At 67.9% G+C, this 23,457-nt stretch carries 25 protein-coding genes and 4 pseudogenes; 14 read left to right on the forward strand and 15 right to left on the reverse strand.

From position 1 onward, the window contains the following. Nucleotides 1–43: 43 nt before the first annotated feature. Genes ACGFNK_RS43130 through ACGFNK_RS43140 form a run of 3 tightly spaced genes read right to left on the reverse strand, consistent with a single transcriptional unit; the run spans nucleotide 44 to nucleotide 2,304 of the window. Complete coding sequence (locus ACGFNK_RS43130) at nucleotides 44–751, reverse strand: putative DNA-binding domain-containing protein (RefSeq protein ID WP_393426039.1); 708 nt, start codon at nucleotides 749–751, stop codon at nucleotides 44–46. Next, entirely contained in the window at nucleotides 752–1,666 is a 915-nt protein-coding gene (locus ACGFNK_RS43135; RefSeq protein WP_393426042.1) for a DUF692 domain-containing protein, read from the reverse strand. Then, nucleotides 1,663–2,304, reverse strand: a complete 642-nt coding sequence (locus tag ACGFNK_RS43140) for a hypothetical protein (RefSeq protein WP_393426045.1) — start codon at nucleotides 2,302–2,304, stop codon at nucleotides 1,663–1,665. The genes ACGFNK_RS43135 and ACGFNK_RS43140 overlap by 4 nt, the downstream gene beginning before the upstream one ends. A gap of 396 nt (nucleotides 2,305–2,700) precedes the next feature. Between ACGFNK_RS43140 and ACGFNK_RS43145 the strand changes: the two genes are divergently transcribed. The 8 genes from ACGFNK_RS43145 to ACGFNK_RS43180 all read left to right on the forward strand — a co-directional run bounded on the left by ACGFNK_RS43145 (nucleotide 2,701) and on the right by ACGFNK_RS43180 (nucleotide 7,938). Next, complete coding sequence (locus tag ACGFNK_RS43145; RefSeq protein WP_393426048.1) at nucleotides 2,701–2,928, forward strand: DUF6192 family protein; 228 nt, start codon at nucleotides 2,701–2,703, stop codon at nucleotides 2,926–2,928. A gap of 36 nt (nucleotides 2,929–2,964) precedes the next feature. After that, a complete protein-coding gene (locus tag ACGFNK_RS43150; RefSeq protein ID WP_393426051.1) occupies nucleotides 2,965–4,476 on the forward strand; it encodes a hypothetical protein in 1,512 nt (503 codons plus the stop codon). A 506-nt stretch (nucleotides 4,477–4,982) separates the two neighbouring features. After that, a complete protein-coding gene (locus ACGFNK_RS43155) occupies nucleotides 4,983–5,108 on the forward strand; it encodes a hypothetical protein (RefSeq protein ID WP_393426054.1) in 126 nt (41 codons plus the stop codon). 18 nt (nucleotides 5,109–5,126) lie between these two features. Then, nucleotides 5,127–5,426, forward strand: a complete 300-nt coding sequence (locus ACGFNK_RS43160) for a hypothetical protein (protein ID WP_393426057.1) — start codon at nucleotides 5,127–5,129, stop codon at nucleotides 5,424–5,426. Nucleotides 5,427–5,454: 28 nt separating this feature from the next. After that, nucleotides 5,455–6,156: a hypothetical protein gene (locus ACGFNK_RS43165; RefSeq protein WP_393426060.1), complete on the forward strand. Its 702-nt coding sequence runs from the start codon at nucleotides 5,455–5,457 to the stop codon at nucleotides 6,154–6,156. A gap of 624 nt (nucleotides 6,157–6,780) precedes the next feature. Further along, nucleotides 6,781–6,918, forward strand: a complete 138-nt coding sequence (locus ACGFNK_RS43170; protein ID WP_393426063.1) for a hypothetical protein — start codon at nucleotides 6,781–6,783, stop codon at nucleotides 6,916–6,918. Between the two features lie 201 nt (nucleotides 6,919–7,119). Next, on the forward strand, nucleotides 7,120–7,494 hold the full coding sequence (locus tag ACGFNK_RS43175) for a peptidase inhibitor family I36 protein (RefSeq protein ID WP_393426066.1): 375 nt from the start codon (nucleotides 7,120–7,122) through the stop codon (nucleotides 7,492–7,494). Between the two features lie 48 nt (nucleotides 7,495–7,542). Beyond that, entirely contained in the window at nucleotides 7,543–7,938 is a 396-nt protein-coding gene (locus ACGFNK_RS43180; protein WP_393426069.1) for a peptidase inhibitor family I36 protein, read from the forward strand. A gap of 214 nt (nucleotides 7,939–8,152) precedes the next feature. On the opposite strand, the gene ACGFNK_RS43185 is transcribed toward ACGFNK_RS43180, so the two are convergent. Further along, a complete protein-coding gene (locus ACGFNK_RS43185) occupies nucleotides 8,153–8,437 on the reverse strand; it encodes a hypothetical protein (protein WP_393426072.1) in 285 nt (94 codons plus the stop codon). A 734-nt stretch (nucleotides 8,438–9,171) separates the two neighbouring features. Here ACGFNK_RS43185 and ACGFNK_RS43190 point away from each other — a divergent pair. Next, entirely contained in the window at nucleotides 9,172–10,437 is a 1,266-nt protein-coding gene (locus ACGFNK_RS43190; RefSeq protein ID WP_393426075.1) for a DUF418 domain-containing protein, read from the forward strand. A 576-nt stretch (nucleotides 10,438–11,013) separates the two neighbouring features. On the opposite strand, the gene ACGFNK_RS43195 is transcribed toward ACGFNK_RS43190, so the two are convergent. The 3 genes from ACGFNK_RS43195 to ACGFNK_RS43205 all read right to left on the reverse strand — a co-directional run bounded on the left by ACGFNK_RS43195 (nucleotide 11,014) and on the right by ACGFNK_RS43205 (nucleotide 13,096). Beyond that, complete coding sequence (locus ACGFNK_RS43195) at nucleotides 11,014–11,217, reverse strand: DUF3846 domain-containing protein (protein ID WP_393426078.1); 204 nt, start codon at nucleotides 11,215–11,217, stop codon at nucleotides 11,014–11,016. A gap of 280 nt (nucleotides 11,218–11,497) precedes the next feature. Further along, nucleotides 11,498–12,307: a hypothetical protein gene (locus tag ACGFNK_RS43200; RefSeq protein ID WP_393426081.1), complete on the reverse strand. Its 810-nt coding sequence runs from the start codon at nucleotides 12,305–12,307 to the stop codon at nucleotides 11,498–11,500. A 465-nt stretch (nucleotides 12,308–12,772) separates the two neighbouring features. Beyond that, entirely contained in the window at nucleotides 12,773–13,096 is a 324-nt protein-coding gene (locus ACGFNK_RS43205) for a DUF3592 domain-containing protein (RefSeq protein WP_393426084.1), read from the reverse strand. A 42-nt stretch (nucleotides 13,097–13,138) separates the two neighbouring features. Here ACGFNK_RS43205 and ACGFNK_RS43210 point away from each other — a divergent pair, with 42 nt between their 5' ends. Continuing rightward, complete coding sequence (locus ACGFNK_RS43210; protein ID WP_393426087.1) at nucleotides 13,139–13,885, forward strand: phosphotransferase family protein; 747 nt, start codon at nucleotides 13,139–13,141, stop codon at nucleotides 13,883–13,885. 81 nt (nucleotides 13,886–13,966) lie between these two features. On the opposite strand, the pseudogene ACGFNK_RS43215 reads toward ACGFNK_RS43210, so the two are convergent. After that, nucleotides 13,967–14,420: pseudogene (locus tag ACGFNK_RS43215) on the reverse strand (transposase); the annotation flags it as partial. Between the two features lie 131 nt (nucleotides 14,421–14,551). Here ACGFNK_RS43215 and ACGFNK_RS43220 point away from each other — a divergent pair. The 3 genes and pseudogenes from ACGFNK_RS43220 to ACGFNK_RS43230 all read left to right on the forward strand — a co-directional run. Then, nucleotides 14,552–15,412: pseudogene (locus ACGFNK_RS43220) on the forward strand (aminoglycoside phosphotransferase family protein); the annotation flags it as partial. Nucleotides 15,413–15,742: 330 nt separating this feature from the next. After that, nucleotides 15,743–15,850, forward strand: a pseudogene (locus ACGFNK_RS43225) (integrase); the annotation flags it as partial. Between the two features lie 57 nt (nucleotides 15,851–15,907). Further along, on the forward strand, nucleotides 15,908–16,477 hold the full coding sequence (locus ACGFNK_RS43230) for a DinB family protein (protein ID WP_393426090.1): 570 nt from the start codon (nucleotides 15,908–15,910) through the stop codon (nucleotides 16,475–16,477). Between the two features lie 46 nt (nucleotides 16,478–16,523). On the opposite strand, the pseudogene ACGFNK_RS43235 reads toward ACGFNK_RS43230, so the two are convergent. The 4 genes and pseudogenes from ACGFNK_RS43235 to ACGFNK_RS43250 all read right to left on the reverse strand — a co-directional run. Continuing rightward, nucleotides 16,524–17,051 (reverse strand): annotated as a pseudogene (locus ACGFNK_RS43235) (transposase); the annotation flags it as partial. A gap of 240 nt (nucleotides 17,052–17,291) precedes the next feature. Beyond that, nucleotides 17,292–17,423 (reverse strand): hypothetical protein, encoded by a 132-nt coding sequence (locus tag ACGFNK_RS43240; RefSeq protein WP_393426093.1) that lies wholly within the window; start codon nucleotides 17,421–17,423, stop codon nucleotides 17,292–17,294. A 684-nt stretch (nucleotides 17,424–18,107) separates the two neighbouring features. Beyond that, a complete protein-coding gene (locus tag ACGFNK_RS43245) occupies nucleotides 18,108–19,475 on the reverse strand; it encodes a hypothetical protein (protein WP_393426096.1) in 1,368 nt (455 codons plus the stop codon). A gap of 13 nt (nucleotides 19,476–19,488) precedes the next feature. Further along, on the reverse strand, nucleotides 19,489–20,025 hold the full coding sequence (locus ACGFNK_RS43250) for a hypothetical protein (protein WP_393426099.1): 537 nt from the start codon (nucleotides 20,023–20,025) through the stop codon (nucleotides 19,489–19,491). A gap of 365 nt (nucleotides 20,026–20,390) precedes the next feature. Here ACGFNK_RS43250 and ACGFNK_RS43255 point away from each other — a divergent pair, with 365 nt between their 5' ends. Further along, nucleotides 20,391–20,645 carry a putative quinol monooxygenase gene (locus ACGFNK_RS43255; protein ID WP_393426126.1) on the forward strand — a complete coding sequence of 85 codons (255 nt, stop codon included), beginning with the start codon at nucleotides 20,391–20,393 and terminating at the stop codon, nucleotides 20,643–20,645. 196 nt (nucleotides 20,646–20,841) lie between these two features. On the opposite strand, the gene ACGFNK_RS43260 is transcribed toward ACGFNK_RS43255, so the two are convergent. Genes ACGFNK_RS43260 through ACGFNK_RS43270 form a run of 3 tightly spaced genes read right to left on the reverse strand, consistent with a single transcriptional unit; the run spans nucleotide 20,842 to nucleotide 23,192 of the window. Continuing rightward, nucleotides 20,842–21,336, reverse strand: a complete 495-nt coding sequence (locus ACGFNK_RS43260; RefSeq protein WP_393426102.1) for a GNAT family N-acetyltransferase — start codon at nucleotides 21,334–21,336, stop codon at nucleotides 20,842–20,844. Nucleotides 21,337–21,345: 9 nt separating this feature from the next. Next, nucleotides 21,346–22,017 carry a hypothetical protein gene (locus ACGFNK_RS43265; protein ID WP_393426105.1) on the reverse strand — a complete coding sequence of 224 codons (672 nt, stop codon included), beginning with the start codon at nucleotides 22,015–22,017 and terminating at the stop codon, nucleotides 21,346–21,348. After that, on the reverse strand, nucleotides 22,017–23,192 hold the full coding sequence (locus ACGFNK_RS43270) for a hypothetical protein (protein ID WP_393426108.1): 1,176 nt from the start codon (nucleotides 23,190–23,192) through the stop codon (nucleotides 22,017–22,019). Before ACGFNK_RS43270 ends, ACGFNK_RS43265 begins: the two co-directional genes overlap by 1 nt. Nucleotides 23,193–23,457: the final 265 nt, after the last annotated feature.

The raw sequence follows: 23,457 nt of genomic DNA on the forward strand, positions 1-23,457 counted from the left end.
GGGCGCTGGCGACCCGGACAGGGACGGGGTGAGGGCGTACTGCTCACGCGGGCGTCCGCGCCTGTGCGGTGTGGCGGGGCTGGGTGGCGCCACGGCTGCTGGCCTGCGGGGCTGTCTCGGTGACGACCACGGTGTGGCCGCGGCGGCGCAGTGTCAGCAGGACGGGCCGGGCCGGGGGTGGTGCGGGGGCTTGGCCGCGGGCGACGGCGGTGGCGTAGGTGTGCACGGGATGCCGGCATGCCAGCAAGCGGTGGGGGTTCGGTTCAGCTGCGTCGTACACCTCGGCGAAGGCCCGCTCGAAGCGGGCCAGGTCGACGACGAGGTCGACCCACGGGTCACGTTCATCGGCAGGTCGCCCCGCGTCGGGTCTGCCCTGGATCAAGTGGGCGGGAAAGCCCTGCATGTAGTGGTCGAGGGTGTAGCCGCGCGGGGGGAGCGCGTCGAGGTACTCCGTGGCGAGGACGTCGAACGCCTCGGGCCCCAGCAGGTGGCGCAGCGCCGGGAAGCAGGAGTGCAGGCTGCCCAGCAGACGCAGCCGGTAGCCGCGCTGGTAGACCGCCAGGCGCTCGTGGGCGGCCTGCCGCGAGGAGCTGGTGAGGACGGCTGCGACCCGGTCCGCGCCTTCGCCCTCCGCTGCGTGCGGGTGCAGGATCGCGGTCTGGAACCAGCGTTGAAGATCGGCCAGGTCCGCGGGCCCTGCCGCATCGGCGACACTGTGGTGCGGGGCCAGGGGCGGGGTGGTGGTGGGCATTCACCCTCCCGCCCCTGCAGCCGCCACCACAGCCCTGGCGGCCGGTTCTGAGCGCTCGGCCAACTGCCGTGCCTGGCTGAGGTGGCGCACCAGGTCAGGGAAGGAAGGCAGCCGGTCGTCCCACTCCAGCAGGGTGGAGACCGGACCGCTGCGCGCCAGCACCGCGGCGTACAGGTCCCACACGGGCGGCGTGACGGGCCCGTCGTGGGTGTCCACCAGGTGGGTGCCGACGTCGGTGTGACCGGCCAGGTGAATCTGCACCACACGGTCCAGCGGCAGCGCCGCCAGGTAGGCGTGCGGGTCGGTGCCGTGGTTGACCGCCGAGACGTAGAGGTTGTTCACATCGAGCAGCAGCGCACAGTCCGCCTCCGTGACCAGCCGTGCGACGAACTCCTCCTCCGGCATCGTGGAGGCGGTGAAGCCCACATACGAGCTGGGGTTCTCCAGCACCAGCGGGCGCTCCAGGACCTCCTGGACCATCCGCACCCGCTCGGCCATATGGGCCAGGGCCTCCTCGGTGAAGGGCACCGGCAGCAGGTCGTGCGTGTTGACCCCGGCCACCCCGGTCCAGCAGATGTGATCCGACACCCACGCGGCACCGACAGTGTCCGCCAGACGCCGCAACCGGGCCAGGTAGTCGAAGTCCAGTGGATCGACACTGCCGATGGACATCGACACCCCGTGCAGCACCACCGGGTACCGCTCAGCCACCCGGTCCAGTACATGACGCGGAAAGCCGCCGGAGCCCAGGTAGTTCTCGCTGATCACCTCCAGCCAGTCCACACCCAGCCCGCCGTCCAGGTGATCCAGGACCCACCCGTGATGCGGAGCCCGCAGACCGACCCCGAACCCCAAAGCGGGAAGCGCGAAGCGGGAGATGGAGGAAATGCCCCCGCTGCCGGGCAGTGATGTCACGAAGCAGCCCCGTCGGGCCCGGCCGTCAGTGCCGCACCCTGCCGCGCTGCGCCGTCCTGCAGCCTGCGCTTCTGCTTGTCCTGCTCCGTCACTTCGTACGGCGGGACAAGATCGTCCGGGTAGCCCTCGCCCGGAGCGGGACCGAACGGGATCCCGGCCTCGTACATCCTGGCCTCGAACAGCTGCCGGGCCAGCTTCCACACGCTCTTGCCCTTCAGCGGGCCTCCGGCGAACACCCGGCTGACGTTGATCGGGCTCGCGCAACTGCCGTTCTCACGACACGCCTGCGTACCCGGCCGGGCCAGCTCCGCGTCCGGCCCGGTGTAGCCGCACCCGCCCTGCCCCCGGCACTCGTTCGCACCGTGGCACACGTGCAGCACCGTCGCGCACCGGCCCATGCCCGCCATCGGTGCTGTGCCATCCCGGTCATGCCCCTTGCAGGCGTTCAAACCCATGCAGACATGCAGCTCGGTGATCTTCTGCAGCTCCGCCGCCCCAGCGCGTGGCCCGCCCGACTCACTCGCCATCCGCCGCCGAGCACGGCCCAGCGTTCCGCCGGCCCGCATCGCCTCGATCGTCTCCAGGACCGCCGGATCATGCGCCACCCGGCCATCGCCGTCGCCATCACTGCCAGCCATGGACCTACCTCCTCCATCGAAAACGGCCCCGACGACGGGCCCCGTGTCGTCCACGTTTGGTTAAAGGCGGCGCAGCAACGCCGACCTGCACATCTCAGCCTCCCGGGGACCGGCCGACGACGCGCGGGGAGCACCGCCATCGGGGTCAGGCGCCTTCTGAAGCCCTGGGGACCGGCACGTTGGCGAGCACAAGCCCGATTGGGACCAATCGGGTGGCCCGGGCGGTACCGCAAGCCCGGTCGACCCGGGTCGCCGGGCGGGCTGTCACCGCAGGCATGCTGTCTGTGTGCCCGTTGTGGACTGACCGTGACGGACACCCTGCCCGTTCACTCGTTCGGCCTATTCCAAGGCGATATGGCTGGTCTTGTGCTGCATTACCGAAGTTGAGGCGCTGCTGTGGGGCCTTGTGGAAGCAGAGGAGTCCCACTCCCTTACATCCTCGCGGGCATCACCGACGACGGGGAACGGTTCGACACGATCCTCAACCCGCCGCCGGGCAAGTCCCGTTGGACGCCGGACGAGGCCAACCGAAGGGTCGGCCGACAGGTCGTCAAGCCCGTCACTGCGCAGGAGAAGGTCAGCGCGATCCACTCTCTCGCCCCGGGGCGGGAATCCGAAACATAGGAGCCATTCGGCCACGCCCCCGGCAGGATGCCCCCTGTGAACCATGTCCTGTGCGGGCTCGCCGCCAATACCGCCCTGCCGCCGGAGCTGGTGGACCGGCTGATCGCGGTCGCGGACGCCGATATCGCCTCGGACCTCGCAGGCCGCGCGGACCTCAGCCGTGCGCAGGCGATCGCCTTGTACTCACGCGTCGAGGAGAGCGGCGTACGGCTTGCCCGCGAGGGCCGGCTGACCGCCGCCGACGTCGATCCCGAGGCACAGCCGGACACTGCCCTCGCGTTGCTCGACGAGGGGGCCGGCAACCCGGAGTGGGGGCGCCTGCTCGCAGCGGATCCGGTGGTCGAGCGGAGGGAGAAGCTGGCCGCCTGCTCCGGCCTCCCCTCCGATGTGGTGGAGACGCTCGCCGCGGACTCGGACGTACGGGTCGTCGCGGAACTCGCCCTGTGGACGACGCCAGACGTTGCGACCGGGCTCGCGGAGCATCCGCACGCTGAGGTCCGCCGGGCGGTGGCGGGCAACGAGGCGACGCCCCCGGCCGTACTGGCGGCGCTGATCAGCGGCGAGGGACCGCCTCCCGCGCAGCGGTGTCTGGTCTGCGACCGTGAAGAGACGCCGTTCACGCACGATCCGCAGTGCGCGCGGCTCGACTGCGAGCTGCCGCCGGGCGCCTCCTGCGACGGCTCCCACGAGTCCACCGTGCACGACATGTGGCATGCGGCCCTGCGGAACCCGGCCACACCCACCGAAGCCGTGGTCGCCTTCGTGGACCACCCGTCGATGCTGCTGCGCCGGGCCCTCGCCGAACGCCCCGACCTCCCCCCGGAGGCGAGCCGACGGCTCGCCGTGGATCCCGTTCCGGGTGTCCGGGCCGACCTCGCCGAGAACCCGGCGATCGACGACGCCCTGATGCGCACGCTGGCCGACGACCAGAGCCACGACGTGCGGTTCCGCCTCGCGCACAACCCCAACGTGCCGCTCGACGTGCTCATCCACCTCGCCGCCACCACCAGACTCGGCGCCGCCCTGCCACCACGGATCGCGACCGCTTCCCCCGCCGAGGTCGAGGAACTGGCCCGGTCGACCGAGCCGGCCGTACGGATGCTCCTGGCCCAGCGACGCGATCTGCCCGCCGAGATCCGCGACGCGCTGGCCAGCGACCCCGACGCGAAGGTACTCAAGTCCATCGCACCGCACCCGGGCCTCTCCGAGGCACAGCTGCGTGCCATGGTCCACCGGCACGGAGTCCGGGTCCTCGCCAAGGTGGCGACCAACCCGGACACGCCCGGGGCGCTGCTGGAGGACCTCACCCGCCACGAGCCGCCAGTACAGAAGGCGTTCCGCGAAGTCGCCCGACACCGCCGCGCGACACCGCAGGCACTGCTCGCCTGCCTGACGGACGCCCAGGCGAGACGCATAGCCGCCGGCCATCCGACACTCCCGCCCCCGGCCATCGTGGAGTTGCTCACCGACGACGACTGGCAGGTAGTGGAAGCGGCGGCCGGCAATCCGTCGCTGCCGCGTGCTGTGATGCTGGATCTGATGCCCTAGAAGGCTGCTGAACACGGGACCATCCCGGCGGGTGCGGGGAGCAGAGTCCCGACGGAGCGGCCGACCTCGCAGTGCAGGGACCATCCCCACGGTGCGGGGGGCAGTTGGCGGTGTTCGTATCGACGCCGCCGAGCTTGGGACCATCCCCGCGGGTGCGGGGAGCACACGATGCGCAAAAGTTCGACGACCTCTGCAACGGGCTACACGTTCTGCGACTTGAACCGCCGGACAGCGTGCTCCAATCCGCCAGGTTCATGGCCGAGAAGCGACGCAGTCTGCTCATACGCAGCCCGCAGCTGCTCGTACCTCAGGCCCGAGACACCAGCGTCCGCAGCGAAGGCGCGCAGGTGCACGTCCACGTTGATGTGGAGTAGTGCCATGCAGTTCGGATTCCCAATGGCCAACTATCCGTCGGCACAGTAGCCAACCACGAATCGTCAAGGAGGGCTGACCAGGGCGGATCCGAGCGCCCCTGGCCACGTATCGCTCGAAGTCACAGTGATCTCATGGCACGAGTACCACTGGCCGAGTACGACGCGGCCCAGACCACCAAGCACCTGCGGGTGTCCGCGGCCGCCTTCCGGTGGGCGCGGCACATCGGGCTCATTCCGGCACCGGACGCGTCCTTCTGACAGTGGTCGCGGGCCGCTGTGGAGGCGCTCGCGCCGACGCGATCCGGGCGGCGATGCCCTCCCCGCCGCTCTCCGGCGGCGGCGGACCGGATCGCCGAGGCTCTCGGCACCCCCAACGTGATCGGCGAGCGGGCGAACGTGCCGTCGTTCGTCGTCCGGCGGTTCATCGGACGGAAGCTGCTCACCGAACTGAGCGCGACCCCCGACGGCTCGCTGGTCCACCCTGGCCAGGTCGCGGAGGTCTGCAAGCGCGAGGACCTGACGGAGCTGGTCGCCGCCGATACCCCGCTCGGACCGGAGCAGGCAGCGACGCGCTGACCAGCACTTCCGGCAACTGAGGTGGCATGTGTTCTCGGGTTTCCAGGATTCCGGGCTCGGTCAGCCGCTTGAGCTTCAGGCGGGTGTTGTTGATGTTGTTGGAGGCGATCTCCAGGTCCATCGCCTCGCACACCTGCCGCGTTCGCAGCGGCGCGTCGGCCGCGGCGAACACTGCCATGATTTGCTGGCAGGCCGGATGGTCCGGCAGCTTCGGGGCCAGCGGCGCGGGCGGCTGCGGATCGGCCGGCTCCAGCAGTGTCTTGCGGGTGATCCGGACCTCCTCGGCGGCCGGCCGAGTTCGTCCAGCCGTGCGGTCAGCTGCGCGATCTGCTCCCTCTCGTCTCGGCCTGCGCCGCGATCTCCCGCTCCCGCTCCTCCAGCCGCCGTGGCGGACTTCGCCGAGGAGCACAAGGACTGGCTGAGGATCTTCCAGATGCCCTCCTGCGCACCGGAGTTGAACGCCGTCGAGGGGATCTGGTCGCTCCTCAAGTGGCACCTGGGCGACTTCGCCGTCGCCGATCTCGCACGCCTGACCCGCGTGATCAAGCGGAAGCTCAAGAAGATCCAGTATCGGCTCCACCTGATCGACGGCTGCCTGCCACCCACCGGCCTGATTGAGCCGCAGCACGGTAGTTGTCACCGTCGGTCTCCACTGACCTGCGGCTTCGACTGGGCGAAGCACGATGATTGTCACCAGGGCGGCGCGCTATCTGTCACCAGCAGCGCGTAAAGGAGGATCGGTGTTACCCGCTCCGGCGCTCCGCCAGTCGTCTGAGCTGCCCAGCAGCCCCGGCGGACGGAAGCTGTGGCTGTGTCAGAACCCGTGCGTCGGGCCATGACAGAAGTCGCTTCAACCGGTCACAGACCGGGGACATCCCTGGCCCTATTGAGTACCGAGCTGAACGCGTCCACCATGGCGTTGTGCCGCCTGGCGTGTGCCGCCCGGTCCGCCGGCACCAGCCGCGCACAGGTGACTGCATGGGGAGCCGCACCAGCTCTACCGACCGGTCCACTGGTACAGAACGTCACAGATCACGGGTTCTGGCGCTGCGTGCCCTGCCCGGAAGTCCTTGCGCGTCGCCTGCCTGCCCGCCGACGACCCGCTGACAGAACGGCCCGAGCCCTTCCTCGCCGACCTCGGCGAGCGGGTCTTCGTGGACGTCCCCCTGAAGTGCCCCGTGTGTTGGGACTTCTGGGCGGTGGACCCGCGCCTGGACGGCAGGCGGGTGCGCTACGGCCCCGTTGTCTCCGACATGGAGGGGTTGCTGCACACGGTCGCCACGGGGCAGGGAGGTGCTTTCTGCCCGCGGTGGCCTGAGAGTTCTTCCCGCGCCCGGGTGTGCGCTACGTCGACGTGGTGGATCTGTCCCCGTCGGTGTCGGCGCTCGGCTGGCCGGTCGAGCACCGCGACCGCCCGGCCGTGCGGGCCGTGCGCGAGGCCGCGACCGCCGCGATGTCCGCGGCCTGCTGGGAGCACGCCCCGTCCCGCTGAACCGCCTCCCGGGCACGGCCGCGCCGGTCGTGGAGCACCGATCCGGGCCACAGGCTTCGGACCACGGGCTCCGGGCCACCGGTTTCGGTCCAGACCGAAAAGGCTCGCGGATCTCTCCGCCGGTGGCCAGGCTGGGGTGCGGGCCAGGAGCGGAGTGCTGCCCCCGTACCCGCGTCCCTCACAACAGAAAGAGAGGCAACAGTGCGCAAGCGCCTGGGCGTTCTCGCCACGGCGGCCGCGTTCGTCGGCATCATCGCCATGGCTCCCACCGCGTCGGCCGAGCCCGACCCGCCGGGTTGCCCGCGCGGCTACTTCTGTGCGTGGAGCGGGCCGAACCAGACGGGCCAGCTCTTGGTGAAGACCGCTGGCAACTGGACCGGCTCGGAACCGATCCAGTCCATCTTCAACAACGGCTATCCCTATCCCGGCGCCGACCACGTCGACGTGACCATCGAATACGGCGAATACCGGGACACCTTCTGCGTTCATCACAACCCGGGGCCGGGCCAGTACAAGTCGAATCACGCCGTCTGGACGTGGATCGTCGGGGTCAGATGGCGCGGCGAGTGCCCCTAACCCCCGCCGCAGGCCGTAGGAACTGTCACACCGAACACCATGCCCGTCATGACAGGGAAGGAACCCGCTGTGCGCAAGCGCGCCATGAGCACACTGGCTGGAGCCGCCGCCTTCGCGGCCGTCGTCGTCACCGCTCCCACGGCCACCGCCGAGCCCAACCCGCCGGACTGTCCGAAGGGGTACTTCTGCGCCTACTCGGAGCCGGACCAGCGCGGCACACTGCTGCTGAAGACGGCCGGCAACTGGTCGGGCGAGATCCACAGCGTCGGCTCCGTGTTCAACAACGGGTACGTGGCCCCGGGCGCCGACCACATCGAACTCCGCTACGGCTACACCACGTCCGTCCACGTCATGTGCCTGCACTACAACCCCGGCCCGGGCCAGTACAAGGCGAACATCACCTACGCCACGATCGGGAAGGCGACCTGGCGGGGCGAATGCTGAGCCGTCGCGCCGCCACGGCGACCACCTGAGCACCTGAGCACCTGCCGATCGGCGGCCGGCACGGGCCGGCCGCCGATGCTGCACCGCGCCCCCCCGCCGCCCCCTGACGCTCCTCGGCCTCGGACATCACGAACCGAACGTCATGCAACTACGCCGAAGCCCTGGGGCCTACGCGACCACGGAACGGCATCCCGCCAGGACTCTGCCCACCCGGCTACTCGCCCGGCGGAACTCGAACGAAGCCCTCGGTCCAACCGTCCTCATCGAGCTCGCAGGCGTCGAAGTAGAAGCACTCCGGTTCATCACGGAAGCCTGGTAGCAGTCGAGCCTGACGCACACGTTCTTCAACCCGTGCGAGGGTTGAGTAGATACCGAGCAGCTTCACGTCGTCGCCGTCCGACTCGTCACAAAACACGCCGCTCTCATCGACGTGCACTGTCGAGCCGTCGTCGCCAGCTTCGTTCTGGTGGCCGACATGCCACAGCGGATACACGATCATGGACGCGAAGCTACCAGCACGCGAGTTCGTGGGGCTGCGACGTTCGGCGCCCCTCACCTCTGGGACCTCACGAACACAAACCGGGCATCACGCGACTTCGCCGAGGCCCTGCGTCGTGGGCGAGTCCGACTGCAGCACAGAGTGTTGTGCTCCTGCGGCCGCCGACATCACGTATCGCGGGCTGCGGTGACCATGGCCCGTCGTAGCGACCAGGCCGGTGTGCCGACAACCGTCTCCGAGCGATGGGTCACCAAATAGCGCACGCTCGGAATACTGCCTCGCCACCAGTTGAACGGCATTGTGGAGGCTGCTGAGTACCGGGTGTGGGTGCGCGCCCCGGAGCACGTACGGCCGGTCAACGGCGTCGACTACGACCAGGTCGTCACCGAGCGGCTTCAGCCGGCACCTTCCGGTTCGAGGGCAGTTCGTACTCGTTGACGACCTGGTCGCAGGTGAGCAGTACTGGTGAAGAGGCAGCATTCCGACCCTGCACTATTTCCTGAGCTGGGCCGTCGCGGTGCAAACTACGGCGCCGAGCCTGCCAGGAGGGCCACCTCCTGCGGCCGCCCACCAGTGTTCTGTAGGGCGCTGCGCGTGAGCGGGCAGGTGAAGGCCCCGACCCCAAGAGGGGCAACTTTGGTCGCGGCCCCTCGCCGCTGCATCATCCCTTGGTCGGCCGCCGCGCGACCACCGACCGATATGGAGACGTGTCAGGACCTTCTTAGCGTGGGTCCATGACAATCGCGAGCAAAACGAAGCCGGTGCGGCGCGGGGGCGTACGGGCCGAGGAGCGGGCGCTCGCACCCGACCTCGCGCGCGGATTCATGTTGTTGCTCATCGTCCTTTCCAACACGGCCTTCCATCTCTGGGCGGCGCGGGGCGGACCTTCGGGATGGCAGCCCGTGGACGGCTCGTGGCTCGACCACGCGGTGCAGTTCACCATGATCACCGTGCTGGACCTGCGGATCTATCCGCTCTTCGCGTTCCTCTTCGGCTACGGGATGATGCAGCTCTATCTGCGGCAGACGACCGCAGGCACCTCCGAGCGGGACACGGTCCGGATCCTGCGCAGGCGCAGTCTCTGGCTGATCGTCATCGGCCTGACGCACTCCGCTCTGCTGATGGCGGGCGACATCGTCGGCTACTACGGAGTGCTGAGCCTCGTCCTCGGCCTCGTCTTCCTGCGTCGAAGCGAACGCGCACTGAAGTGGTGGATCTGGATCGGTGCCGCCCACCTGGTCCTCGTGTCGCTGCATCCGGTCGTATCGGCTCTGCTCCAGGGAGAGCTGGGGTCCCTCGGGAACGCCGCCGACGCGGATGCGGGCTACGTGGCGTACGCCGCGGAGGAGAAGAGCTGGCTCGACGCCGCCGGCACCCGCGTGTCCACCGGCCTGTATGTCACCTCCGGCGGCCTGCTCGCGCTCGTCGGCGGCGGCTACGTCATCTTCCTGCTCGGTTTCTGGGCGGCACGCCGCCGTGTCCTGGAGGAACCCGGGCTCCATCGGACCCTGCTGCGCCGCACAGCCGTCATCGGCATCACGGTCGGCTGGCTCGGCGCACTGCCCGCCGCGCTCGCCCACGTCGGGGCCCTCGACGTACCGGACGACGCGCAGAGCGAAACGGGAGCGCTCTACCCGCTCCGGGAACTCACGGGCAACGCCGCCGGACTCGGCTACGTCGCCGCCGTCGCCTTGTTCGCGCACTGGTGGACAAGCAGGAGTATCCGACGGGGTTCAGCAGCCGCGGCGGCGGTCTCGGCGGTCGGCAAGCGGTCCCTGTCCTGCTACCTCGCGCACTCGCTGCTCTTCGCCCCGGTGCTGGCCGCCTGGGGCCTCGGGCTGGGCGAACACCTGACCAGCGCGACCATGGCGCTCTTCGCAGTCGGCGTCTGGCTGATCACTGTGGCGGGGGCGTACGCCCTGGAGCGGGCGGGGCGCCGGGGGCCGGTGGAGGTGGTGCTGCGGCGGCTGATGTACAGGGCGCGGGGCCGGGCGGGGTAACGCGGCTGGGCTGGGCCCCTCGGGGGATGAGGCCCAGCCCGGCGGTGTGCTTGGCTTGGTCGCTGCCGAGCGTTCCGTGGGACGGTGACACGACGTCTGCGGGTTGTGTGTGGCTGGTCGCGCACCTGACGGGGCGGACGGAGCAACTGTGGCGGACGGGGGCGGGCTGACTCGCCCCTCACCGTGAAGCCGTTCCTTGGTCTGGAGCAGCTGGGCGCACACCGTCGCTTCGGCGGCGAGGCCGACCGGGCTGCCCAGCACCGGGAAGACGGTGCGGACGCGGGCGACGGTGTCCGGCTGGAGCAGCGTGCAGGCGTAGAGCGTGGCGGCGTCGAACCCCTCGGGAACTTGCCCCCATCCCTCCCAGTCCAAAAGCCGCAGGGGCGACGCGATGAGGTTCGCCAGTGCACGTCGGCGTGGGCACTGGTCCTGCAGGTCACGGTGAGCGCCGGGATTCCGACGAACTCGGGGATCGCCCGGTATATGTACTGCTGTCGTAGGGCGACGCGGTCGGTGTCGACGGCCGAGACCTTCTCCAGCGGCCCGGCGAGCTCCTGCCACCAGAATTCCGGCACACTAGGCCCCCCGACCACACAACAGCCACCCCGTGCCACCGGAACCGGGAGCGCCGGTGAACACAACGTCACCGAGATACGGCAGCAGGGCGGGCCGGTAGAGCGCGACGAGACCGTGGGCGGCGCGGTTGGGCGCCTCGCCGTACGCAGCGGCGTCCTGGTCGACCCACAGGGTCAGGGAGGCGGTGAGGCCGATCGGGCGCACATGGCGACGTCGAGCACGAAGAACAGGCCCAACACCCGAGCCAGAGGCCGGCCGTTGGCCAGCCGGAGCGCTAGCCCCCTACCGGGAGCTTCGGACGAGGCGGGAGCCGGACCCCTGACGAGGGGCCCTCCACAACCGGGCGCAGGCCTCGGCCCGTTGGCCCCGGATACCCCCGGCAGGCAAGCGTGGCACACGAGTTGGAGTCCACCGCGCAGCCGACGGAGCAAGTGAACAGTCCCGGATTGTGAGGGTGGTGGCGCGCAACCTCCGGCGCCTTTATTCAGTCCCGCTCCGAGAGCCACGCGGAGATCTCGCGACGCAGTAGCTCGACCGATCTGGCGGGCAACGCTACATGACCGCTTCCCGGGACCATTGTGAACTGGTCGCTCCTGCGTCGGGTCAGTGCCTCAAAGAACGGCCTCTCGTCGTCGAGTTCGATCAGCCGGTCCCGCTCGCCCAGCCATACCTTGACCGGCGCTTGGATCTGGAGGAAGGGGTCCACGAAACGTTGTCCGCGAAGCCATCCAGCTCGGCGAGCTACCGTGACCGGTGCCATCGCCGCAAGCGAGGCGAAGAAGGGGTGATCGAGATTCCCGTCCACAGGTCCGAATATCCATCGGCCGACCGTTGGTGTGGTGATTTTGTACAGGGCCGCAGGCGTTATCGAGAGCGGTACAGTTGCCGCTTGCGTCACTTTCGGTAGCTGGGTGAAGGGACTCACAAGCGCAACCCGGTCGACTGGAAGGACGTCGGCGGCAGCGATACTGGCTGCGAGAAGGTTACCGAATGACTGGCCCCAGAAAGAAAGAGCCGGTCCCGAAAGATTACCGAACAGCTCAATCAGTGTTTCGATGAGGGCCGACAAAGTCGGGTGCTGTTCTTCGGCATAATCTACAAGTACCAGCTGTCGCTCCCGTGTGTTGGCGAGGTCATTCCACACCGGAAGTGCCATATGGAGACAACTTTGGCCGTCGCCCTCCATCCCAGGAAAAACTACGAGCGGCGCGCCCTGGCCTGCGGTCCGCAACACTACCCCGCCTTTGGCATCCAACGTCTGCCAGCCTCCAGAGGGGACCATCGCTCCATTCATCGGCTAACTCCCTGGACACCGCGGCCAGTCCCGGACGCGTGCTCTGGCTTGCTCCAGGCTCCATGCCCATTCACCATTGGCCTTCTTTCTGCCGAATCAAAGGGTGTCGAACCAGGAGCAGCATGTTGCAACGCTATGTCGATGCTGACATACCCGCATCTCGTGTCACCGGACGGCCGTGAAAAGGTCTGTCAAACACCGCCCCCGCTGCGCATCGAGCCAAGGACGAAGCGCTTACCCTGCTGCTGAGCCTGGACATATCAGAAGGGCGACGCCTCGTAATGGCCCTGGGCGACGGCGACTTCGCCGACATGTCACACGCCGCGTAGATCAGGTAGGACCGGTCCTCGTCAAGGTGGACGGTGGGCTGGCGCGAGGTTGTGGTGCGTGCTGGCCACCAGACAGCGAGAGCCCCGGCCTTGGTCTTGATTGCCTACATAGACGAACTCTGCCTCGGAATCACTGTCAGGAACGCGTCGCACTGCTGATCCGGAAAGCGAGGGTGTCAGGGCATCGAGTCGTCCGAGTTCGCGACGACCAGGAGGAAGGTGGCGAAGGCGATGAACCCCGCAAAGAAGAGCAGCGTGCAGCCGTGCTCGCGGCGAGCTTCCCTCGGGCCAGGACCTTGGCGGTGGCGCGTTCGGGGCGCTCCGGCAGATAGTGCACGGTGACGATGTCGCCCTCGACCGTGGTCGACGGCCCGTCCTCCTCGTCGAACCGGATGACACGCCCGTCACGGGTCGTGAACTCGTAGCGGGACGCGGTCAGCCGCGTAATCGCACGCGACAAACCTGGCGACGTCGGCGATCATCCCCGGGATACTGGTCGCCCATGGATGAGGTCAAAGTGGTCGTCGCCCATTCCGAGCGGGCGACTCTGCGCATCGGTGACGTGTTCTTGAAGGTGGACGCCGATCAGGCGCGCATCGACGTCGAGGTCGAGGCGATGTCCCTCGCGCCGGTCCCGACCCCGGAGGTCCTGTGGCGCAAGCCGCCTGTGCTCGCGATCGCCGCACTCCCCGGGACCACGCTTGGGCGCCTCGGCGGGCCGTCGAACGGGTCGCCGGCGGGGTGGGCCGCAGCGGGCGCCGCCATCCGGAAGCTGCACGAAGCGCCCCTGCCGCCCCTGCCGGGCCGGGCCGGCCGGAGCATCGTCGCGCTGGCGGCGGAACTCGACGACGAGTGCGAGTTGCTCATGACGAACGGCGTCCTGCCCGCTGACCTGGTCACCCGCAACCGCCAGGTCGCCGAGGCCGCGCTCCGGCCGTGGACTCCGGCGTTCACACACGGCGACCTGCAGATCGCGCACGTCTTCGTCGACGGCGACGAGATCACCGGCATCATCGACTGGTCCGAGGCGGGCCAGGGTGATGCCCTGTACGACCTCGCCACCTTCACGCTCGGACACGAGGAGCACCTCGACGACGTCATCGCCGGCTACGGCACCGACATCGACCTCGACGTGATCCACGCGTGGTGGTCGTTGCGAAGCCTGCTGGCAGTTCGCTGGCTGATCGAGCACGGTTTCGACCCCTTCGCGCCGGGCTGTGAGGTCGACGTGCTGAGATCCCGGATGTGAGGCTGCGCGGGCCCGACTGCTACGTATGCGTTCTGACGCATCGAGCAGGCCATCCCCTGAGGCGATCGCCCGCCCTTACTCTCAACAACGTGCGGTGCGCAGTCGTCGCCAGCAGATGACGGCGCAGCCAAGGGTGACGAACGCGTGGTGGATGTCGTCGCGGATCTCCCAGCGGATACGCAGGCGGCGGAACCAGTGCAGCAGCGCGATCGCTCCTTCCACGACCCAGCGGTACACGCCCAGGCCGGAGCCGTGCCCGGAGCCGCGCCGGGCGAGGTGCGGGGTGATCTGGAACCGGCGGACCTTGTCCCGGTAGACCTCGTGGTCATAGTCACGGTCGGCGTACAGGTCGGGGCGGCGCAGTGGCTGGCCGCGCTTACCGCGCGGCCTGGATCTGCGGGATCAGTTGGGTGACGTCGTTGCGGTTGCCGCCGGTGGTGATTGCCGCGAGCGGGATGCCGTGCGCTTCGACGATCAGATGGTGCCGGTCGACCGGCGACGGGCCGGTGGCCTCGCCCCCGTTCAAGGTCATCACCACTGCGGCCAACATCAACGACGTCACGCAGACCCTGGCCCTGGTCGACGGCATCCCGCCCGTAGCCGGCAAGCCCGGTCGACCGCGCAGGCGTCCCGACGCCCTCCGTCGTCGAGCAGACCTTCTCACTCCTGCACCACTTCAAGCGGCCGGCCGTCCGCTGGGAAAGACGCCTCGGGGCTCTCGCTGCGGAATTACTGGACCGCTGGGAGTTGAAACGGGACGGCGCGGTCGGAGCCGGGGAAGCCTCGCTGGTGCTGCCGGTGCTGCGCCACGACGGCACGCGCGCGGTCCTCAAACTCCAGATGCCCAGGGAAGAGACCACCGCTGCACTTGTCGGGCTCCGTGCCTGGAATGGTGAGGGGGCGGTGCGACTGCTCGATCACGACCCCGTGAGCAGCAGCATGCTCCTGGAGCGGCTGGACGGGGCCCGCACGCTGACCTCGATTGAGGACGACGACGTGGCGATGGGCCTCCTCGCCGAGCTTCAGGCGCGGCTGGTCTCCGTCCCCGCGCCGCAGGGACTGCGCAGCCTCGGTGACATTGCCACCGAGATGCTGGAGCAGGTCCCGGAGGCGATCACGGCTCTGGCCGACCCGGCCGACCGGCAACTCCTGTGCGGCTGGGCGTCGGTGATGGCCGAGCTGGTCGACGAGTCCGGAGACCGGATGCTGCACTGGGATCTGCATTACGACAACGTTCTCGCCGCGCAGCGTGAGCCGTGGCTCGCCATCGACCCCGAGCCGCTCGCCGGCGATCCCGGATTCGACCTGTGGCCTGCCCTGGACAGCCGGTGGGACGACGTCGTCGCGAAGGGCGACACTCTGCGCGTGGTGCGACGCCGCTTCGACCTGCTCACCGAAGTCCTCGGCCTGGACCGAGCACGCGCGACCGGCTGGACGCTGGGACGGCTGCTGCAGAACTCGCTATGGGACATCGACGACGGCGAGACCGCGCTCGCCCCGTCCTCCGTCGCGATCGCGGAGTCGCTGCTCAACCGGTGGCTCCGCCCCTTTGCGAGACGAAGATGCACGGCCGAGCATTCATCCCTGCCGAACGGCCGAACCATCACACCCATCACATCCGACCGGCAGACCTCAACAAGATCGTGTTACGAGCTCTTCGGCCAGCATCAACGAGAACTGACACACCGTCATTCCCAGAGGTTCCGAAGCTCTTTTTGTTAGGAGTCGTTACGGCAATCCGAGGCGCACGTTCCGAAGTACGCGAGCGGGTCTGGGGACCGGCCGGGGCGAGCGGCCCGGCCGCCGACGGGCGTGTCATCGTGGACCTCGACTGCGTGCTGGTGCTCGCTCCCCGCCAACGCCCGCCACCCCGACGTACTCGCTGCCCAGCGGAAGGAACGAGCCCGCATCCGCAGCGAGAAGGGCATCCGCTGGGGCGGACGTGCCAGATCCCTGACGGCGTGAATGAACGACAACCGGCGCAGCCCGGTCGCACGGCATGAACCGCAGGGAGGGTGCTGCATGGATCAACGGGACGTTGACGCCGCCGTGGCAGAGATGCTGCAGGTGCTCAGCCCTCATACCGCCGAGGACTGGACGGTGCCGGCGGGGCCGCTTGAATGGACTTGCTGGCAAACCGCAGCGCACATCGGCCACGACCTGCTGGCCTACGCAGGGCAGCTGGCAGCACAGCCCGCCGACGCCTACCTTCCCTTTGACCTGAACGTCCGCCCCACCGCCTCACCGGCTGAGGTACTCCAGGCCATCACCGCCTGCGGCGGGCTGCTCAGCAGCTCGTTGGCTGCAGCCAGCCCGGCCCTGCGTGCCTGGCACTGGGGGCCGTGCGACCCCGAGGGGTTCGCCGCGATGGGCGTCGCCGAAACTCTGCTGCACACCCACGACATCACGCAGGGACTGTCCGTGGACTGGCTACCACCAGCACCGCTGAGCGCAGCCGTACTCAACCGGCTCTTCCCCGCCGCCCCTCCCGGAGACCCCACTCAGGTACTTCTCTGGTGCACCGGCCGCGGGGAGCTCGACGGCTTCCCTCGCCAAGCCTCATGGAGGTGGGAAGCAGCGCGATCGGACTGATCGAGCTGACCCCGGCGAACCTTCCCGGTCACAGCACTGGCTGGATGCCGAGTCCGGGCAAGCTGAGGATGATCTCAGCGTCCGGGTGTTGAGGGAAAGCTTCGTCCACCGCCTCGGACAGATTGCCGGCCGCGGTGCAGGCGGCCTCCTTGAGGAGCTCGTGCGCCTCCCGACGGCACAGACCGTTCTTCCAGTGCTCGAAGTCAGCCAGCGCGGACGGATAGTACTCGCGCAACAGGGAGCGGAGCTGGTTGGAGATCTGCTGCCGGTTCCACGTGGTGTCCTGCTGAGCCCTGGCGAGCACGGCGAGGGCGCGAGCCAGGTCGCTGTCCTGCGGCAGCAGTCGGTGGGCGTGCATGTCGGTGCGCAGGATATTGGCCAGGACCAGGGCGTCTCCGGGATCAGACTTCTTGCGGGAGACGCTGTGCCGGTCGCGGTAGCGGGCGACAGCCATCGGATTGATGGCGAAGACCTGCCGCTTGCCCGTGCGCACCACTGCGACGAGCAGGCCACGGGAGGTCTCGATCGCGACCGGGATCGGGGTCTCCTCGCTGTCGCCGTACTCGGCGAGCATGCTGTCCAGCGTTGCGCTTCGTAGGCCGTCACCTGATCGGTGGCCAACTCGAAGAGGCTCACTGGCCGTCGCTCATCATTACAAGTCGTTGGCGAATGTTCCGTACGGCGACTTGAGGTGGAAGGAATGGTGGGACTTCGTCATCTACTCAGTACTGCTGTGAAGATCGGCGAGATGGTGGACGGACGCTGATTCTCTCAGGTCATGGACGCCGACCAACTCATTACGCGGGCCCGCCACCTAGGTGTGTGTCAGGCCCTCGCTCACCTTGCGCTTTCGGTCGCGCACCAGGAATGGACTTCTGCGGTTCTGGACCTGGTCGATCTCGTCGCGGTGCTGCTTTCCTTCGTCTGCGACCCAGACCGTCAGCATGACGATGGGGCGGAGGCGGGTGGGCCTGGGACGCTCTGAGCCAGGATGCCATCGCCGAGTTGCACCGGGCGAAGTACTCGATCGCCCGGATGCGCCACGCCGCGTAGTGCGGGACGAGCTGCGCCGTGGCAACAGGGTCGATTTTCCACCGGTCCAGAACCGAAGCCATCGCCTCACTGATCTCGAATGAGGGCGCCAGCCAATGGTGGATAAAGGCGGCGGCGGCGAACTCCAGGGAGCACCAGTCGCCGAAGTCGTAGTCCACCACGCCAGTCGGTGTTCCCGGTTCCCGGAAGACGAAGTTCGTCGGGTGGGGATCCAGGTTCACGAAGTGTGCCCCGGGTGAGGGGCACAACGGCCAACCCGCCTGTACATCGGCACGAGAAGCGGGCTGGGCCGACGTCGACCTGACCGCGATGTCGAGAAACAGCGCCGCTGCGCGGTGAACTGTTGGCTCGGTGGAGACCCACTGCGGTAGTGGCTCGGTCACTCCGAGGCCAGGCAGGTACCGGTACACGGCGATGCTGCCGAAGAGGCGGGCAGGGTAGGGGAGGAAAAGCTCGGCATCGCCGATTCCGGCGAGGGCATCGACCACCACAGCGCTGCGAGGACAACTCGGCTTCACGACAGCATTACCGATTTTCCAGATCCGGCCTCGGTTCATGTATCCACCGGGGATCTTCTTCAGGCGCTCGATCGTGCGTTCCCTTCGCGTCGTTCGATCTCAGCGACCCATTCGCTTTCTCGGACTGTGAGTACACGCTGCGTGCGAATACGACTTGCCTCGACGCGAGACAGCAGCGCCAGTTCGAGAAGGCTGAGCGCGGCAGCCTGGGCGCCATGGCTGACCGGGCGAGGAGGGACGCGACGTAGCAGACCGAGGATGGTGCTCTCGGGTACCGGTCTCAGGTCCATCAGGCTCTTGGCTGCCTCCCACGTCAACAGATCATCGGCGGAGTCGCTGATCACTTCGCTCAGGAAACTCACGGTATCCAACCGATTCGGGTCTGTCGTGGAGAGGGTGGCCGCGAGAGGGCCGATCGCGCGGACAGCCCTTCGAACACGTGTGTCCTCTTGAATGTGCGGGACCTCCTCGCGCAAAACATCCACGAGAGCCCGGGCGTACGGCGTGCGGGAAACGATCAGGCGTCCTTCGCGTCGCGCTTGTTCGGCTGTCGCAAAGAGCGCGAGGCTCAACCAGTGAGCCAGGTCGGGATCGTATATGCCCAGACGGTTCAAGTGCCGCGTGCGGTCGACGGCCTGCACGCAGATCCGGTCCGCCGTGATCGCAGCGCGCTTGTCCGGGACGATCGGCGACGCATTATTGGCTAGCAGTGTGGCCTGGTCGACTGCCTCGGCCCGCACCCATGTGCTGGCCCGGTCGCTGCCGGCGACTTCGGCGAGGAGCCGTGAGGCATTGGGATGGCGTGTCAGGAGAAGCGACTTGACCGCATAGGAGGGGGCTGACGGTCCGAGGGACTGCAGCAGGTCGGACAATACGAAGGGATTTTGGGAGGAAAGCGCGCCCATGGACATGCTCAACGGTGAGAGAACGTCCTGGCTCCTGGATCCGAGATCCTGGAGAAGGGTCGCCACCGTCGCCTCGTACAAGCTGCTGGGAAGGCGTGAGAGCAGGTCCGTGTCGCTTGACAGAGCGGACCACTCCTCCTCTCTGACGACATCGTGCGTGCCGATCTTCTCCAAAGCAGACTTGGAAGTGGTCGCGTCCACGCGGCCGGGTGGTGGCCGACGTGTGATGATCCGCGCGATGGCGTCACATGTATTTACCAGGCTACCGGGCGGCGCTTCACAGAGGCGTTCATAGTCGGCGATGAGCCAGGCCGGCCAGGAGTAGCGCCCGGCTTCGAAGTTGAGTATGCGAGACGGTGAGAAGCGCCCACCGCGGGGTCCTCGGCTCAGGCTCTGAGCGAATACGGTGTCGTCGCGTACGCGGGCACTGGGTGAGGCTTTTCTGGTGATGCGCATCATCCAGCCGACGGTCGGCCATCGCCCGTGGTCGGCACGTCTGCGAAACATGGAGGTGCGTCCCATGCCTACTCCTCCGTCATAGACCCAGACTTCGTTGGACTCTCGTGACTTCGGTTTCCAGGTCGCTCAAGGACCCCGTGTTCGCGATCACGAAGTCTGCCTCAGCCTTGTCGATTGTGTGGTCATGCTGTGAGCCTTCCGGGCCGACAGCAGTCACCGCCCCTCCTCGCTCGACCCACACGATCTTGAATGCGAACGACCGGAGCACCGGCAGCAGTGCGGCACGCGCGTCGTCGTTGATGATTACCCCGGCTTTTGCCTCGGCCAGTTCCCGGCAGAAGACTTCACGCACGATGTCCAAACCCAGCTCGTCGAAAGCCGACCTGATGAGCCGTTTTATCGAACGACGCACCTCCCGATCGACATCAACGGTATTCAGGCCGGCAACGGCGAGCATGACCTGTTCCACCTGGACCAAAGGGGCGGAGGCCGACACCACGTCAGCATCGTCGAGACGCCCTGCCAGTAATCGTGCCGCAGTGCTTTTCCCGGACATAGGAGGCCCGATGAACGCCACCTTAAGCGCGGTCGCCGTCGCCGAAGCGGAACCCACGGCCCCCCTTTCCTTGCTGCCGAACCACCTTCATGCCGGTCATCGAGGTTCCCTGCCTACGCGACTGCAGGTGTCCTCCTCACCTTGCCTGAGCGCGAGCGGAAGCAAAAGGTCCAACGAACGAGTTGTCGCCTTGGCAACGCACCCACAATCACCTACGTGTCGCGTCGTTCCGCGGTGAGTGCCCTGCTTCGAGTTGGCCACCGATCAAGTGACGGCCTACAAGCCGCCGTCCACGATCGACGGCCAACAAGATCCTGCACTGGCGCCGTTGATGGTCGTTGCATGAGGCGTGAGTGTTCGTCGTCCGTACCGCAGTGACGTGTCCGACGCCCGCTGGGCCTTGAGATTGCCCGTGCGCACCACTGCGACAGCGTGAGTCCTATCTCGCAGGCTGTGTGAGCGTTGTCGAACTGGCCCGTCGCACTTCGGGTTGCCTCGACTTCGCCATCACCGCGGACCTGGTGGATGCGGGGCGCATCAACATCTTCGAGCGGTGGGAGTCGCAGGCTGCCGTCGAGGCGCTCCGAGGCGAGGGCCCCAGCGACGAGCAGGGCGCCGCGATGCTCGCCGCCGCTGTTGACGAATACGACGTCGCGGAGGTGCGCTCACTGACCTGAGCGGAGCGCAGGTTCCAGTGGGACGATCCGGAATCCTGACCGAGATCCCCTGCCCGCCGGCCTCACAACAGCTCGGCAGCTACAGACCGTGAGAATCGTGGCCAGATAGCCTCCCCGTAACTGGCCGTCAGCAGGGAAGCTAACTGGCCACCAACACGCAGCCTTCCCGCAGCCGACCCACGAGCAAGATCAAGGTCTATGGCTGGAGGTAATGCTGGTACCAGGTGCCTGACTTGCCGCCGAGATCGGCCGGGGTGGCAGGGCCAACCGGGACGAACCCGGCCTTGGTCAAGACTTTCTGGGACGCGGCATTCTCGTGGGAGGTGGCCGCCCGCAGTGTGCGCAGGCCGTGCCTCGCGGTCGCAATCCGGCACAGCTCCCGGACGGTCGCGGTCGCCACGCCGCGGCCGGCGACCTGCTCCGCGACCCGGTAGCCGAGTCTGGCAGTGCCGTCCTCCAAGTCGTACAGGTTGAACCTGCCGAGTACCGAGCCGTCCTCGGCGACGAGCACGTAGAAGGCGCAGATGCCGGCCTCCTGCTCGGCCAGCGAGGCGTTGTACCGGTCGGTGAACTGGTCGAAGAAGTCGTCGCCGCGGTCGGAGATCGAGGCAGCGAAGTAGCTGCGGTTCGCCAGCTCGAAGGCCAGGACCGCCGGGGCATGGCTGGCATGCAGCCGCTTCAGCTCGGGCATCGCCCGACTCTACCCAGATCGTGCGCTGATGCCACCTGACTTTCCGCCAGCGGCAGACAGCCCCAAGACCAAGCCGAATGGAGAAGCACGACTGCAGTACCGGATGGTGACGGTGTAGGAGGTTCCGGGGAATTCCCAGCCGTCGGTGCCCTCACCGATGTCCTCGGTGATCACGTAGTCGATGAAGTCGTCCTCGAACGATTCGTCGTCGAGTTCGCCCGAGGCCCATTTGCGCTCGATTTCAGCCCAGTTGCTGCTTCGGCCGTCGATCCGCAGTGGCGCGGTGATTCTGCCGGTGTCGCTGAGTTCGCCGCGGATGCGCTCGTCGTCGCCGGTCTTGACGATGCCTCTGATTTCGAGCTGGCCGTTTTTGAAGGCTTGCGGAATGGGGTCGGCGGGAACGATGGCCGCGTTCTCGTAGGCGGTGTGGATGATGTCGCGGTAGCTGCGCCGGACGTTGTATTCCGGATCGGACAGCCACTTGATCAGGGTTTCGGGCCGGAAGGTCAGCCCGGCCCGTTCGAGGGCGTCGTAGCCGCGCTGGGTGTGGGTGAGCTGGCTGAGCTGGGCGTGCCAGTGCTTGGCGTGGTAGGTGGACAGGCGTCGCAGGGGTTGGACGCCCATGTCGCGGAGGAGCTCATTGAGGGCTGCGCCGAGAGAATCTCCCGTTCCTGTGGCCATCAGCGCTCACTTCCCGGCGCGGCGGGCTCGGTCTTGACCTTGACCTCGCCGAATCCGGTCCCGACCTTGTAGGTGTCGGGGGCCTGGCCGTCGGGGGTGAAGAAGACGGCCTCGTCGACGTTGCGGAGGGCGACGAGGGTGTGTCCGGCCTGGACGGCGCGGTGGGCGACGCTCCAGTGCCGTACGGAGGCCTCGGCGACCAGGGCCATGCGCCAGTCGGGGCGCCAGAACGGCGAGTTGACCTTCTCGCCCTTGGGCCACAGCAGGCGCAGCGCGATGGACAGGCGCCGCTTGTACTCGGTGTACGGTTCGCCGCCGGCCTGGACGAGCTCGGCGCGGGCTTCGCGGGCCTTGGCGTAGAAGGGCTTGAAGAGGGATTCGTTGGCCTTGCCGGTCCAGGAGTCGGGGACGATCAGCTCTTCGGTGATGTGTCCGGCCTTGATGAGCTTCTGCAGCTGGCGGACGTGGGGGGTGGTCACCCAGACGTGGCCCTGGTCATCGGTCCGCTCGGCGAGGCGGCCCAGCGGGTGCGGCATCTCTGGGTGGTTCCAGGCGGGGACGGTGATGAGGAACGCCCCGGCCCGGTCCTTGCCGACTTCTTCCAGGGGCCCGGTGTGCTGGAGTTTGTTCGGGGCGAGCGGTACCGCGGAGCAGGCCGAGGGGTAGGAGCCGTTGCGGTCGATGACGCACAGCTGGCCGGTGCCGAACTGCTCGGGCACGACGAGCCGGTCGCGCTTGCCCGGCTTGGTCTTCTCGGTCGTGATGTCGGGGTGGACCCAGCGCGGTTCGCCGTCCATGACCTCACGGAAGATCGTCCACGGTTCGGCGCCTCGTTCCTCTTTCCGGATCACCGGGATGGGGTGGTACGTCGACCGCTGCATGCAGTCCTTGAGGATGTTGAGGGCGGGGAAGACCGTGCCCTTCGGTTCCTCCTCGTCGCCCGGCTGCACCCACGCGTCGTCCTCATCCCCGTCGTGCGGGGTCTGCTCGGGGTCCGCGACCGGTTGGGCAGAGACCACGGCCGGGCGGTCAGTGGGTGCCCCGGTGGCGGCGTTGGTGCGCAGCGCGGGGTGGTAGGCACGCAGGGCGCCTGCCAGTCGGCGGCCTTCGGCATTGTCCGGCAGTTGCGTCACCGACGTGAATGCGGAGACCAGGTCGTCGCCGAGGTTTTCCACCGCTGCGTCGTCGCCGTCGCTCGCCGCGGTGCGCAGGGCGGCCAGGACGCGAGTGGCCTCGGCGGACAGGCCCTGCTGGGCGCCGGAGGTGAAGGGCAGTGCTGCTTCCGCCAGTTCCAGCGCAGGGCTCTGGGGGGCCTCGGTGAATCGGGCGTGGAGCAGGTCGGGCTTAAGACGTCATCTCATTTGGCTGGGTAAGCTGCCGGTCGTGGCAGGGATCGTTGAGCGGCTGGTGCCGGACGAGTTGTGGGAGCTGTTCCAGCGG

Origin of the sequence: Streptomyces sp. NPDC048825 (assembly GCF_043198355.1) — a bacterium.
Taxonomy (GTDB): Bacteria; Actinomycetota; Actinomycetes; order Streptomycetales; family Streptomycetaceae; genus Streptomyces; species Streptomyces xiangluensis.

Coding starts and splice junctions, on each gene's coding strand:
- ACGFNK_RS43130 (WP_393426039.1), bottom strand. CDS start 751: ATGCCCACCACCACCCCGCCCCTGGCCCCGCACCACAGTGTCGCCGAT.
- ACGFNK_RS43140 (WP_393426045.1), bottom strand. CDS start 2,304: ATGGCTGGCAGTGATGGCGACGGCGATGGCCGGGTGGCGCATGATCCG.
- ACGFNK_RS43155 (WP_393426054.1), top strand. CDS start 4,983: ATGGCACGAGTACCACTGGCCGAGTACGACGCGGCCCAGACCACCAAG.
- ACGFNK_RS43180 (WP_393426069.1), top strand. CDS start 7,543: ATGACAGGGAAGGAACCCGCTGTGCGCAAGCGCGCCATGAGCACACTG.
- ACGFNK_RS43185 (WP_393426072.1), bottom strand. CDS start 8,437: ATGATCGTGTATCCGCTGTGGCATGTCGGCCACCAGAACGAAGCTGGC.
- ACGFNK_RS43190 (WP_393426075.1), top strand. CDS start 9,172: ATGACAATCGCGAGCAAAACGAAGCCGGTGCGGCGCGGGGGCGTACGG.
- ACGFNK_RS43200 (WP_393426081.1), bottom strand. CDS start 12,307: ATGAATGGAGCGATGGTCCCCTCTGGAGGCTGGCAGACGTTGGATGCC.
- ACGFNK_RS43210 (WP_393426087.1), top strand. CDS start 13,139: ATGGATGAGGTCAAAGTGGTCGTCGCCCATTCCGAGCGGGCGACTCTG.
- ACGFNK_RS43230 (WP_393426090.1), top strand. CDS start 15,908: ATGGATCAACGGGACGTTGACGCCGCCGTGGCAGAGATGCTGCAGGTG.
- ACGFNK_RS43240 (WP_393426093.1), bottom strand. CDS start 17,423: ATGCTGACGGTCTGGGTCGCAGACGAAGGAAAGCAGCACCGCGACGAG.
- ACGFNK_RS43245 (WP_393426096.1), bottom strand. CDS start 19,475: ATGGGACGCACCTCCATGTTTCGCAGACGTGCCGACCACGGGCGATGG.
- ACGFNK_RS43260 (WP_393426102.1), bottom strand. CDS start 21,336: ATGCCCGAGCTGAAGCGGCTGCATGCCAGCCATGCCCCGGCGGTCCTG.
- ACGFNK_RS43265 (WP_393426105.1), bottom strand. CDS start 22,017: ATGGCCACAGGAACGGGAGATTCTCTCGGCGCAGCCCTCAATGAGCTC.